This window comes from Aequorivita sp. KMM 9714 (genome assembly GCF_011065475.1).
GTDB classification, from domain to species: Bacteria; Bacteroidota; Bacteroidia; order Flavobacteriales; family Flavobacteriaceae; genus Aequorivita; species Aequorivita sinensis.
Window position 1 is genome coordinate 1 of sequence record NZ_JAAGRO010000006.1, and the last position, 12,460, is coordinate 12,460.

A 12,460-nucleotide genomic window follows, 5' to 3' on the forward strand; every position below is an offset into this window, starting at 1 on the left:
AAAACGAAAAACAACAACAGGTAACACCGTGTAAAAAACATTGCTTATTTTAGTTCAATCGTTTGGTCGTTGCTCTTTTGCTAGCTTCTGATTTTCCTGCGGAAAATCCTCGCATACAAAATCGCAACGTTCCTTACACAAAACCGTTGTAAAACATTTGACAAAAAATGAGAATAGGATATAAAAAAAGACATATGAATATCAATCTGATTTTCGGATTGGTTTGGCTCGTTTGGTTTTTTATCGGAATTCTAACAAAAGATGAGCCAAACTGGACAGATTATGGTTGGATTGTTATTTCTGCAATGTATTTGATTGGTTACTTTTATCAACGACAAAATAAATATCTGACCATTGAAAATGGAATTATAAAAATTAATAGCCCATTCGGAAAAAAACTAAATCTGAATGAAATAAAACGGATTAAAAAGTTTGCAGGAGACTATATCCTAAAAACTGAAAGAAAAGAATTGACTATCAACACACAGATAATTGACCCGAATTCACTCGCTGAATTAAATGCGGAATTGGAAAAACTGAATGTAGAATGGAATTAAAACGTTTTACAACAATGTATAACCGCAATTACGGCTCTTTATTTTTTAGTTGCAATATCCAAGTTTAAAACTTAGGGATGTTAGCGTTGCCTTTTTTGAACAATAAAAACCACTTTATCAATAAATCTATAAAAAGCTAGGTTCCTATCCCGCTTTTTACTTTTTAAAGGGAACGCGATGCAATCACTCACCAGCCGGGGAGCTATCGAGCACCGGGGATATTGGAAAGTGATTTTTGACGCCACAGGAAATATTCTGAACACACGCAGAGATTAAACTTTCGATTTCAACTTCAATCTCCTCCGTAACCCCAAACTTTTCCCTCTAACAAACAATATCTATCTTTGTTGGAAAATAAAAAATTAAGTTGTGGCAGGACATAGTAAATGGTCAAATATCAAGCGCCGGAAAGGAGCGCAGGACAAAAAACGTGCGAAAGAATTTACACGAGCAATTAAAGAGATTTATGTTTCTGTAAAAGAAGGAGGGAGTGCCGACCCAGAAGCCAATCCCGCATTGCGTAATGCCATTGCAAATGCTAAGGGGGTCAATATGCCCAAAGACACCATTGAACGCGCCCTCAAGAAAGCGAGTGGTGCCGATGCAGAAAATTATGAAGAAGTATCCTTTGAAGGCTATGGGCCTAACGGAATTGCATTCTTTGTGGAGTGTACTACCAACAATACCAATCGTACAGTAGCAAATATCCGAGCTATTTTCTCTAAAAACGATGGAAGCCTAGGAGTGAATGGCTCTGTGGAATTCATGTTTGAGCGAAAAAGCGTCTTTACTATAAAAAAAGAATCAATCCCAATGCCTTTGGAAGAGTTGGAGTTGGAACTCATCGATCACGGAGCAGAGGACCTCGAATTGGAAGAAGGCTTTTTAACCATATATGCCGATTTCACCAACTTTGGTAAAATGTCACAAGCTCTAGAGCAATTGAATATCGAGGTTGTAAACTCCTCCCTAGATCGGATTCCTATGAATACTGTTGAACTCTCTTTAGACGATGCAAAGAAGATATTGGATCTAGAAGAGCAGTTTGAAGATGATGATGATGTGCAAAAAGTATATCACAACCTAGAAATCACCGATGAATTGATTGCTGCTATGGAAGGCGAAATGTAAATAGTGTTTCCAATCCTTCTTTGAAAGATAAATTCTACATTTCAAAAACTTCTAAGGATTTTTAAACTACTAGTAGGTGACTGCATTCTATTCAGAGTTAATGCAGCACTAGTATTTGAATTGAAGTAGAACCCACTTTGTTTTTTCATATATTTGAATGAATAAAAACTCTATTGTATGGCAAACTACATAGCAAATTCAACAAACTCACTTTCTTTTTATCTGAATTCTGACAATGAAAAAATTGGAGAGTTAATCTATAAAAAATGGTATGCTTCTAATGCTGAAATTAAGCTGACCAACGGCGATACGTTTCAGATGAAACCAAAAGGAATTTGGAACTCTAAGATTGAATTAAAGGATGGTGAAAAAACTATATTAGAGTTTAAACTAGGTTGGAGTGGAATTCTGATAAAAACCTTTTTCAACGATAATGAAGAAAGCTATTTACTTAGAATGAAAGGGTTCCCAAGCAATAAATTTACATTAACCGATATCGAAAAAAGAGAGTTGTTAGTAGCCGTTATGGACACTAAATTGCATAATCTAAACTATAAGTATGCTATCAATACAACGGATGAATTCGAGAGTATCGCTAATAAAGATATTATAGCTCTTTCATTATTACATTGCATAAATTATTATATAAATATAACAACGATTATCACTGTAACATAAAGCCTTTACTGCTAACTTAAAGAATATATAGAAAACGAATTATACCTAACGGATATGAAAAGACCCGTTTCATTTTCTGACGAAGAAGGTAATTATAAGGAAAACTGGGTTTCAATTTACAAAATGTACTTCCCAAGACAGGACAAAGTAAAAATCGATTGGTTTAGTGGTATTCTGATTATACCATACGGAAAACTAATTGAATATGTTCATCAAAGCCACGCATCAACCTATAGTAATTATTGGTTACTCGAAATTGAAAATGGAGTTTTTAACGAAGCGCGAGAATATAACTACAAAGATTTTGTAAATTTCAAAAATTACCAATTTGAGGTATTTAAAAAAACAGAAGATTACAAAAATCTTAACACCGATTTAAAAAGAATATTTGGAAATTGATTATAATTCCATGCAAAAATTTAAATTTAATCGAAAGAATAGATTTTTAAACAGGTTTAACCAAATAACAATTAAATATAAAACCAAACTTGGAGCATCTGAAAACTTCAAATTGAAGGTGAAAGATACTTCACAATGGAAGAATATAATAGCAGAAGTAGAAAAACAATGCACAACAAGAGTATAAACGCAATAGCAGAGTTAGTTCTTAGCCAAAAGTACCTCTCTAAATATTAAGTCTGCTACAAACCTAAAAAGTAGACTCTACCCCCCTACTGCGTTTATACCAACCGTTAGCATATATTTAAAACTCACTTTGATAAATGATTAAGTTTGATAAAAAATTGATCTTTCAGGTTATTTATTTGGCCGTTATGTATCTTATTATTTACGAATTAGAAAATTATGAATTGGCAATGCTTGTAATTTTTTTGCCATTTCTGATATCATCGATATTAACATTTCGAAAATTTGACATATTCACTTCTGAAAACAAAAATCACGTTATGCTCTCTAAGAGTAATTACAATTTTTGGAACATCGGATTTGCACTCTTAATAGCATTATTTTGTATTAAGAACTTAACGATTTACACAGGAATACTTCTTTTGTTCGCTCTTGCTTTTCTCTTTTTGGAATATACGGTTTCGAAAAGAAGAGTATTAACGATAGATGAAAGCGGAATTGTTGAATTTGGAAAAGATAAACACAGGAATATAAATGAAATCACTTCAATTAATATTTATCCAAATAATGTAGAGTTTAGATTTAATGAAAATGAAATTTTACAAATAAACCAAAACGATTTGGTGCAACCCGAATGGAATGATTTTATTGAAAGAATTACAAAAATTAAAACGTATGCTAACAATGTTTAACGCAAATACGGATGATTGGACTGCGTCCGAATCCACTCGGAATTACTAACGTCAGTGCTAAACTGAAAATCATTAACTTTAATCCCGTAACTAACGGTTATACGAGACCGTTAGCATTAATTTATAATCATATGAATAAACTAATTACAATAACCTTTTTGTGCTTCTTTATTTTAAGTTGTGGAGATGATAAGAGAACAGTAAACCTAGAGGCGGAAATCCAAAATTTACGACAGAGGAATGATTCGCTGGAAAGTATAGTTAATGGAATAAAGGACAAATATGTATTCGACAGTCTAACTATTAGACAAATCCCCAATTATGCAAATACAAATAAGTTGAACTCGATTTATAAAGAGGAAATTGTATTTGTGGGCTACAACGCTAACGGAAAAACTTCGGTTATCATTGGCGACAGTACTTATGTTGACAACGGAATAAAAGTGTTTGACGGAGATACTTTGATTTCTAAAAAAGGCGCATTTCAACACGAAATAAAACTAGTAAAGGACAAAAACTATTATGGAGGAATTCTAAAAACGGAAAATGAATTTGGAAAATCCTATGAAGTTCCGTTCCGTTCCGCAATTGGAGTAATAAAAAACTAATGCCAACAATTTATAACCGCAATTTTCTTTGCCAGTTCGTTACACTCGTGTCGGCGGATTCCACTGCCTCCGAATCTACGCGTAATTGCTACCGTTGGTGCTAAACCGAAAATAAACGCTAATTTAACCCGTAACTGACGGTTACACGAGACGTTACCTATAATAAAAATTGAAAGACTTACCATATATCATAGACCTAACCTTAAAACGTGATAGAATTGCAGATATGGAGTGCTATCCATTTTCAATTCCAGCAATACGTAACCTTAGCTCTCTAAAACTAGGAAAAGAAGTTACCTTTTTTGTAGGAGAAAATGGTAGCGGAAAGTCAACATTGCTGGAAGCAATAGCCGTTTCTTTAGGTTTTAACGCAGAAGGTGGTTCAAAGAATTTTCAATTTGGTACACGTAATTCTCATTCAAATCTTCATGAATATTTACAGATTGCTAAATCCTATAAAAAACCAAAAGATGGTTACTTTTTAAGAGCTGAAAGTTATTTTAATCTTGCTACAAATATTGAAGATTTAGATAAAGAACCTCGTGGAGGGGCTCGAATTATAGACTCTTATGGTTCATTATCTCTTCATGAACAGTCTCATGGCGAGTCATTTTTATCTCTAATGATTCATAGGTTTGGAGGAAAAGGGATTTATTTACTTGATGAGCCCGAAGCAGCTCTTTCTCCAACTCGACAACTAGCAATGTTAAGAAGAATGAAGCATTTAATATCTGATTCTTCTCAATTTATCATAGCAACTCATTCGCCAATTTTATTAGCATATCCTGATGCTGTTATATATGAATTTAATGATAAGGAAATTTCAAGAATAAAATATGAGGATACGGAACATTATCAAGTAACTAAAGCATTTCTGGCTAATCCTAAAAAAATGTTTGATGACCTATTTAAGGAATAGTGCAACTGAAAAACTACAACTAATAATGTAAAAAATAATAAGGGCTAAGTGCTAAATCCAATGTTATTGTATTTTAACAAAACCCGCCAAATTTAAAATTTGACGGTTAAAAGAAAAATAACGGTAAAATTGTAAATTTGGCTAAGTGCGATATCGAAAAGCAAGTACATTTTAACCCCTTACTGTTCTTATACAAACCGATATGCCTCATCATAGAGAAATGAATTAAAGAAACTAACGATAAGTTGATAGCAAAATAGAATTTTGTGATAATGAAAGAAGAAGCTGAAAAAATTATAAAAGGACAATTTTGTCCTTACTGCAAATGTGAAACAAAACTGGTATCCGGCGATGAAGTGTATCCGCATAGAACAAATGATGATCCACGTCCTAAGTTCTTAGATAAGAAATACTATATGTGTTTATTAAATTCTAATCATTATGTTGGAACATATAGTGACAATATTACTTCACTTGGTAGATTAGCGGATACTGAACTAAGAAAACTTAAAAATCAAGGGCATAATACTTTTGACCCATTATGGAAAACAAAAAACATTTTCCAAAGTCAAAAACTAGCTTATGACTGGTTATCTGAAAAAATGGAACTACCTCTCGAACTTACTCATTTTGGTATGTTCACAGTTGAGCAATGTAAACGAGCAATAGAATTTTGTAAAAATCTAGATAATGAGAATGTTTAATAGAATTTTTAATAGGGGTAGTAATTCCGACAGAAAAATTGAACAGATAAACAAAGATGTCAAACAAATGGCGAATGACCTTGTAATTCATTTAAACCAAATTTTACCTTCCTCAACAAAATTAGATTACTCTGAAGAAAGCATCAGGATTATTGATGTGCTAATTGAACAATTAAGAAAAGAAGGGAATGATGAAAAAGCTGCTGAAAATGAAATTATGGCATTTGGGGCATATGTTGGTGAAATAATTAAACTAAATTATGGGGGCCAATGGACTACTCCCGAATTGGCTGGGTTTCCAAAAGATGGTGTTACATTCAGTGTTGTTTATCAATTGCCAAATGGTGAAGGTATTAATCCTTTGGGTAGAGTATTGAAATATTTCCGACATGGATCACAATATAGTGTTGATGTATTCTACGATTTAGTAAAAAAGCAAATTAGGAAGTTCTAAAAAGGCTAAGGCATAACAATGTGTATGGTGTTCATTCCTCACATGTCTTCGGCATACCACATATTCAAAACCATGTAGGTATAAAGTAATACTATTGAAAATTATGATGGTAGCAGAAAAGTAATTAATAAAATTTATTGCAGAAAACTTGAATATAGATGACAAGTTAGTTTTACCTCAAGCAAATTTATCAGTTCTGTGCGCAATCTTTTTATTCTTGGTAGACCTAAATCAAGATGTCTGAGATGAATTTCGAATAAAAGTTAAATGATACTATTAAAATTTTAGCCTGGTGTATTTAAACATAGAAGATTAAGAACAACGTATAACATAAAAACATAGTGCATTTAACGGATAAAACTAAAAACGCAGATTATCGCATTAAATATAAAAATGGAGTGTTAAGTGGAGATTCAATTGAATATTATGAAAATGGAAATGTGAAAAGAATTCTGAACTATTAAAACTTGTTATAAACCGAAAAGTCAGTGCGCGAACCCGTCTTTTCCGAATATTTTAGACATTACCCCCAATTAATAAATGACGAACGAAAAGATTTACGAAAAATATCTTCATGAAATCAGCTTATAACATTACTCTCGAAAACACTACGCAAATTTTGCTTGGGAAGGAATCTATAAAGCCAGAATTCGAGTCTTAGGTAGTGGGAATGTATGCAAAATCGCTTGAAGGCATCTTGCCATAATGAAGGCAGCCGAAACCTCTTTAAAACTTAACATTTTAAAGTTCTCGGCTGCGCTCAAACAGATTGTTATAATTGTTTAGGAAAAACTACTCTCTTTAAATTTTACAGATGATAGTTTATAATTTGATACCAGGAATTTTCAACTTCTTCTTTTTATTTTTCAATTTTGATTTTAAACTGTTGCCCTTAGCTCCTACATCAACTTTGTTTACTACATCTTCCTTGCTTAATTCTCTGCCACGTACGTTATTCGCAAAGAACCACTCCTTCAATCCAGAAGCTCCATAAATTACATGATAGCCACCTTTTTCCATTACTGGACGAACAACTTCTCCTGCATACCAATTTCCACCTCTATAAACCTCAATGGGGTCTCCAGCTTTAAATGCAGGTTCACCTTCAATATATATAAGATCCCCTCCACAATTACTCTCTCCACTTGCTTGATATTTTGGAAGATCATCTTCGCTGTAATAGTAGCTTAAATCATAAATATACCAACGATCATTTTCCCAAGACACTGATATTTTATTCTGTCGGAATTTACTGCGGTCATAAAAACTAACCTGAGTTCCAGAAATCTCCTTGATTTGAGGGTGCTTACAAAATGCAAGCTTATAGTTTTCTAGATTGCCTAGTACTTCCTCAAAAAGGTCTTCCCCTCTTCCATTTAATACCACATCACTCCACTCTTCGAAATAGGATCTTGGTAACATATTATAAAGTAGCGATTTTACTTTTTCCTCATCACCTTCTATCAACATTTCATGAATGTATTGCATCAAGTGATTGGAACTTTTAAAATCAGGCATGTCTAAAGGAACAAGTGACTTTTTAAACTCTTCAGCCATACGTACTGCACCTAATTCTTTCAGCGTGTTCATAGCGTCCTGCTCTTTCTGAGAAATTTTATATTCCTTGATATCTTTTTCTTCATAAAGAGATCCATTTGCAACCGGTAGCCACTCTCCATCGAGCAGTAACTTAGCATCTTTATCGAATGTTTTACCATCTGCTGAACGTTCTAAATACACTTGAAATATTCCTTCTCTAACAGCCATGCCCCCGATATTACTGGTCTTCAATTCATAGGTTGTTTTTACGTTAAAACGCAATCTATTTAAACCTACCCATTTGAAATCAGTACCTTCTGCAACTTCAATATTTTTACCTGCATCTACAATGTATCCAAGCAAGTAGCCTGAATAGAAGTTAACCGGATCAAATTTTTCTTGAAGGATTTTATTTAACTCATCCTTTGAAGGGATTGGAATTCCTTCGTAGCGGTCAAACCCACTGGTCAACATATTTTTAAAGGTATAGGTTGAACCTGATTTAACATATTCTGCGCCTCCGAAATGTATTACGGTTACGCCAGGGTACTCGGTTTTTAAGGTTAAGACATAGCTCTTATCCCAATAGGTTATATATCTATCGCGCACCCATTTGGTTTCAAGTCTTGCATTTCCTAATTTAATGGATACGATATCACTGTTTGAATAAATGTCTCGAACTCTTTGTTTTATTTCAGCATCTGAAGGTTGTGCAAATGCGAAATTCACTGCGAAAAAAGTGAAAAATACGATTGGTAATAGCTTGAAATTCATAATTAGTTAGTTTTTATTCAAATCTCTTAATCAATCACGAATTTATCCTCACCCAAAAGTGTGATTTTATGAATTAAAATGAATTTAAAAGCGTTTTTCATATAATTCCTTAGAAAAATCATTTATAAATTTTGAAAAAATTAAACCTTTGGCATTTGAGTCAAACAATCCAAAATGTTGTTTGATGTACTGACAGGGTTTCCGAACTCATAAAATTTCTATCAAAATATTTATATTTGATTTACTTCCCCATTCCATCGATTAGTTTTTAAAGTTGGTTGCTTAAACATTGAATAACAGAAGCACACCTAATTACCAAATCAGATTCTATCAATTATTTTAAACATAGCTCAAACCTGAATAATCAAACATATTATGAAGCATCTATACTTATTATTATTTTTTTTAAGCTTTAATACTATTGGGATTTCACAAAATATTTTGGAATTCTTTGAAAGAGTCCCAGATTCATCCTTATTACACTTGACCAAACAAGAAAGAAAAGATATCGTAAAGTACTCTAAAGACAATACCTCCGAAGATGATGCAATATCTGATTTAATGGATAATAAAATAGAATATGCCTTTAGCGCTGTTGACTTAAAAAATGGGTACATAAAACTTGTAGGTTCCTTTCCTGGGCATATACAAATGTGTTATTGGAATATGCAAAATGGAAACAAACTAATTGCTATTTATTTAGAAGAGTGTGGCCCTGTTTGTTTTAATGGGCAATTAGACTTTTATGAGTTTAATGGAATCGAATTTAAACCTATTGAAGCTCGAAACATTATACCTGAAGTTTACAACGACTTTTTTGGAGAAAATAGTAAATCGAAGATTGAAGCTTTTAATAATGAAGAAATTGTGGCGACATTGTTATTTGAATTACCAAGAAAAGGTAAAAATATAGTTGCTAAATGGGGTAATGAAGAAAGAGAGGAAATTTATAAAAGATATGTGATTGGCAACCGGATGGATTTGATATGGAATGACGGAAAATTTGAGAAAGGAAAAATATATTGGGAGAAATGATTCGGAAAAAATTTAAAAACAGTTTTTAATAAAGTGTGTAAAGTGAGAAATCGAAATAGCTATAAATCTTAAAAAGTAGAATTTTCAACAGTAATAAAACAAAAAGAAGCCGCTCCCCCACCGCGACTTCTTTTTCATAATACTAACGTAAATAACATATAAAACGTTAGGATTCATCTAAATAAATATCCTATGTCAAATGTAACAGAAGAAATTACCGTGGCTCTCACCCGAAAGTGTGATATTTTACTTTTGTAGGAGGGTTCTTATTTTTACAATGGCTTCGGTGCGAGAATGGATATCTAGTTTTTCGTAGATATTTTTAATATGCGTTTTAACCGTATTAACACTGATATGATGACTTTCGGAGATTTGACTATTGGTGCTTCCGAAGTATATATCCTTTAAAATTTCGAACTCTTTTTGCGTGAGCGGATTAGGAGCCTCATTATTGATTAAATCAATGTGAAGTATATGCGTTTTATTGATTCGATAAAAATTTGAAATTGCAATTTCTATGGTGGTAAACAGATCGGCTTCGTCAAAAGGCTTTACGATATATCCCATAGGTAGCGTGTGTTTTACCTTGTCTAAAATTTCCTTATTTGAATACGAAGTCAAGAATAAGAAAGGAATTTGAAAGGAAGTGTTTATGGTCTCGGCTATACAAATCCCATCCAGATTCCCTCCGAGATTAATATCGAGCAAGGCGATATCTGGATTCGTCTTTTCCAAAAGCTGAATCGCATCGTTCTTATTGTGTGCCACCCCAACAACTGTAAAGTCAACACTGGTTAGCGCATCGCGAATATCTTCAGCAATAAGCGGATTATCCTCTACTATAAGCACTTGGGTTTTACTCATTTTTAGTGTTTTTTACATTGGGAAAAACCAGTGATACTGTGGTACCTTTTTCTGAGGAGTCTACCGTTAAATCGGCTTTTAATTTTTCGCTAAAAGCTTTTATTAATCGGAATCCTAAGGTAGTAGTTTCGTCTATAGAAAAATTCTTTGGTAGACCTTTTCCATTGTCCGCGACAGACAAGCTGAGCATGTTACCTGAAGACTTCAATTTGATATCAACTTGTCCAGACGCTTTCTCTGAAAAAGCATATTTTAAAGCATTACTAATAAGTTCATTAACTACAAGGCCAAGTGGAATAACGGTATCGATATCGAGTTTTTTCGGGTCGATATCTAAGCGAAGATCAATCGCTTTGTCTTCTACTTTATAGTTTTTAATCAGGCTATTTGCTAGTTTGTTTACATAATCGCTTGTTTCCACACCTATTAATTCGGTGTCTTGATACAGATTCTGATGGATTAACGCCATTGCTTTTACCCTGTCACGACCTTCTTGTATAGCTTGCGAAGCGCTATCGTCAGTTATCTGACGTTGCTGCAAACTCAATAGCGAAGAAATTACTTGCAAATTGTTTTTCACGCGATGATGGATTTCTCTTAAAAGCATATTCTTTTCCTCAACCGTATTTTCTAAGAGTGTTTTTTGCTTAGCAAGTATCCTATTTTTCTTTCTGTTTTTATTGTAAAAGTATGTAAGCATTAGCACTACAATTCCAAGAGAAACTAATATGATTATAAGTAGTTTTTCACTGGCTTTTTTAGCCTCAAGCTGGCGTTCCTTTTTTACAGTTTGATAATTTGTCTCTAAATCGTAAACGGTTTGGTCACGCTGTTTACTTTTAATCTCTTCATAAATACTGTGGTATTTCTTGTGGTAATCCATCGCCGTTTTATAGTCTTCAAACTCATAAAAATAAGCTGATAAGGCCTGGTATAGATTACTCTTTTCTCTTAAAGCAGTGATGTTTTCGGCTTCGGTAATTGCGCGATTAATTTTAGACTGCATACCCGTAGAGTCTCGCAGCGCCGCTTTGGCTTCGATTAAGTACATAAGATTCTTTTCTGAATCTAAATTGTCGGGATGAATTGTAACCGACTTTTCCAAATAAGGAATTGCCTCGTGATACTTTTCTTGTCGTAAGTATAAGTTCCCGAGGTTGGCGTAAACATTATAATCTAAATCGTGTCTTGCCTCAATCGCTAAACTTTTGAGCATCGACGTCTCTGCCTTTTCGTAGTTCTGAAGTGATGAATGAATAGAGCCAATGTTTATTAAACATTTTTTTTGAAGGATAGCATCGTCGTCTTTCAAAGCTCCTTTGTAGGCTATTGTATAATATTCGAGAGCTTTTTCATAATTATCGGACGTATGAAACATAACGCCCAAGGAGTGATAAAGCGATGAAGCGTAAGCAAGGTTGTTCTCTTCACAAATACCAATACCTTCAAAGTAATGTTTGCTAGCAAGGTCGTAATTTCCGGTTACTATTTCGTGATAAAGTCCTTTGCTTTCAAGCGCCATCGCAATACCTAAAGTATAGTTGTGCTGCTTGGAAAGCTCTAAGCCTTTTTCGGCAAAAATTAGGGCGCTATCGTTTTCCTCTAAGGTATAATCCCAAGCGGTATCGATATAATGTTGAACCTGTTTTGTGTAGGTTGCTTCAGGATTTTGAACACGCTGATTTATCCCTGCTGGAGCTAGGTAAAAAGCTAATAATACTAGACAGAAAAAAGGGGATAGTAAGTGCTTCAATAGTATTGAGGAATGTTATTTACGACAATATACTATTTTTTTGATTTTAACTAAAATTTAAGAAAGAGAATTCGATTCAATTTGCAATAAGTTAATAATGAAACTCCTCCTCCACTCTCAAATCTAATGGTTTTAAACAACAAGTACAACAGTCTTGAAAGTCATTC

At 33.5% G+C, this 12,460-nt stretch carries 13 protein-coding genes; 10 read left to right on the forward strand and 3 right to left on the reverse strand.

All coding sequences use genetic code 11. From position 1 onward, the window contains the following. The first annotated feature begins 194 nt into the window (after positions 1-194). The 9 genes from G3A46_RS12065 to G3A46_RS12105 all read left to right on the forward strand — a co-directional run bounded on the left by G3A46_RS12065 (position 195) and on the right by G3A46_RS12105 (position 6,328). Complete coding sequence (locus G3A46_RS12065) at positions 195-557, forward strand: hypothetical protein (protein WP_241836895.1); 363 nt, start codon at positions 195-197, stop codon at positions 555-557. Positions 558-926: 369 nt separating this feature from the next. Then, positions 927-1,688 (forward strand): YebC/PmpR family DNA-binding transcriptional regulator, encoded by a 762-nt coding sequence (locus G3A46_RS12070; RefSeq protein WP_165150147.1) that lies wholly within the window; start codon positions 927-929, stop codon positions 1,686-1,688. A gap of 177 nt (positions 1,689-1,865) precedes the next feature. Further along, positions 1,866-2,366, forward strand: a complete 501-nt coding sequence (locus G3A46_RS12075) for a hypothetical protein (protein WP_165150149.1) — start codon at positions 1,866-1,868, stop codon at positions 2,364-2,366. Between the two features lie 54 nt (positions 2,367-2,420). After that, a complete protein-coding gene (locus G3A46_RS12080) occupies positions 2,421-2,765 on the forward strand; it encodes a hypothetical protein (protein WP_165150151.1) in 345 nt (114 codons plus the stop codon). A 374-nt stretch (positions 2,766-3,139) separates the two neighbouring features. Continuing rightward, positions 3,140-3,643 (forward strand): hypothetical protein, encoded by a 504-nt coding sequence (locus G3A46_RS12085; protein ID WP_165150153.1) that lies wholly within the window; start codon positions 3,140-3,142, stop codon positions 3,641-3,643. Between the two features lie 131 nt (positions 3,644-3,774). Continuing rightward, on the forward strand, positions 3,775-4,251 hold the full coding sequence (locus G3A46_RS12090; protein ID WP_165150155.1) for a hypothetical protein: 477 nt from the start codon (positions 3,775-3,777) through the stop codon (positions 4,249-4,251). A 169-nt stretch (positions 4,252-4,420) separates the two neighbouring features. After that, on the forward strand, positions 4,421-5,170 hold the full coding sequence (locus G3A46_RS12095; RefSeq protein ID WP_206736017.1) for an AAA family ATPase: 750 nt from the start codon (positions 4,421-4,423) through the stop codon (positions 5,168-5,170). Between the two features lie 272 nt (positions 5,171-5,442). Continuing rightward, a complete protein-coding gene (locus G3A46_RS12100) occupies positions 5,443-5,874 on the forward strand; it encodes a zinc-finger-containing protein (RefSeq protein ID WP_165150157.1) in 432 nt (143 codons plus the stop codon). Positions 5,875-5,941: 67 nt separating this feature from the next. Beyond that, positions 5,942-6,328, forward strand: coding sequence for a hypothetical protein (locus tag G3A46_RS12105; RefSeq protein WP_165150159.1), 387 nt, complete (start codon positions 5,942-5,944; stop codon positions 6,326-6,328). A gap of 822 nt (positions 6,329-7,150) precedes the next feature. Here the strand turns inward: G3A46_RS12105 and G3A46_RS12110 are convergent. Next, entirely contained in the window at positions 7,151-8,641 is a 1,491-nt protein-coding gene (locus G3A46_RS12110; RefSeq protein ID WP_165150161.1) for a hypothetical protein, read from the reverse strand. A gap of 375 nt (positions 8,642-9,016) precedes the next feature. Between G3A46_RS12110 and G3A46_RS12115 the strand changes: the two genes are divergently transcribed. Next, on the forward strand, positions 9,017-9,676 hold the full coding sequence (locus G3A46_RS12115; RefSeq protein WP_165150163.1) for a DUF3256 family protein: 660 nt from the start codon (positions 9,017-9,019) through the stop codon (positions 9,674-9,676). Positions 9,677-9,922: 246 nt separating this feature from the next. Here the strand turns inward: G3A46_RS12115 and G3A46_RS12120 are convergent, their stop codons facing one another. Continuing rightward, on the reverse strand, positions 9,923-10,540 hold the full coding sequence (locus G3A46_RS12120; RefSeq protein ID WP_165150165.1) for a response regulator transcription factor: 618 nt from the start codon (positions 10,538-10,540) through the stop codon (positions 9,923-9,925). Beyond that, positions 10,533-12,293, reverse strand: a complete 1,761-nt coding sequence (locus tag G3A46_RS12125; protein ID WP_165150167.1) for a histidine kinase dimerization/phosphoacceptor domain -containing protein — start codon at positions 12,291-12,293, stop codon at positions 10,533-10,535. Before G3A46_RS12125 ends, G3A46_RS12120 begins: the two co-directional genes overlap by 8 nt. Between the last annotated feature and the right edge of the window lie 167 nt (positions 12,294-12,460).

What these genes read in the sequence shown, in the direction of transcription:
- G3A46_RS12065 (WP_241836895.1), top strand. Translation starts at nt 195, where the DNA reads ATGAATATCAATCTGATTTTCGGATTGGTTTGGCTCGTTTGGTTTTTT.
- G3A46_RS12075 (WP_165150149.1), top strand. Translation starts at nt 1,866, where the DNA reads ATGGCAAACTACATAGCAAATTCAACAAACTCACTTTCTTTTTATCTG.
- G3A46_RS12080 (WP_165150151.1), top strand. Translation starts at nt 2,421, where the DNA reads ATGAAAAGACCCGTTTCATTTTCTGACGAAGAAGGTAATTATAAGGAA.
- G3A46_RS12085 (WP_165150153.1), top strand. Translation starts at nt 3,140, where the DNA reads ATGTATCTTATTATTTACGAATTAGAAAATTATGAATTGGCAATGCTT.
- G3A46_RS12090 (WP_165150155.1), top strand. Translation starts at nt 3,775, where the DNA reads ATGAATAAACTAATTACAATAACCTTTTTGTGCTTCTTTATTTTAAGT.
- G3A46_RS12100 (WP_165150157.1), top strand. Translation starts at nt 5,443, where the DNA reads ATGAAAGAAGAAGCTGAAAAAATTATAAAAGGACAATTTTGTCCTTAC.
- G3A46_RS12105 (WP_165150159.1), top strand. Translation starts at nt 5,942, where the DNA reads ATGGCGAATGACCTTGTAATTCATTTAAACCAAATTTTACCTTCCTCA.
- G3A46_RS12110 (WP_165150161.1), bottom strand. Translation starts at nt 8,641, where the DNA reads ATGAATTTCAAGCTATTACCAATCGTATTTTTCACTTTTTTCGCAGTG.
- G3A46_RS12115 (WP_165150163.1), top strand. Translation starts at nt 9,017, where the DNA reads ATGAAGCATCTATACTTATTATTATTTTTTTTAAGCTTTAATACTATT.
- G3A46_RS12120 (WP_165150165.1), bottom strand. Translation starts at nt 10,540, where the DNA reads ATGAGTAAAACCCAAGTGCTTATAGTAGAGGATAATCCGCTTATTGCT.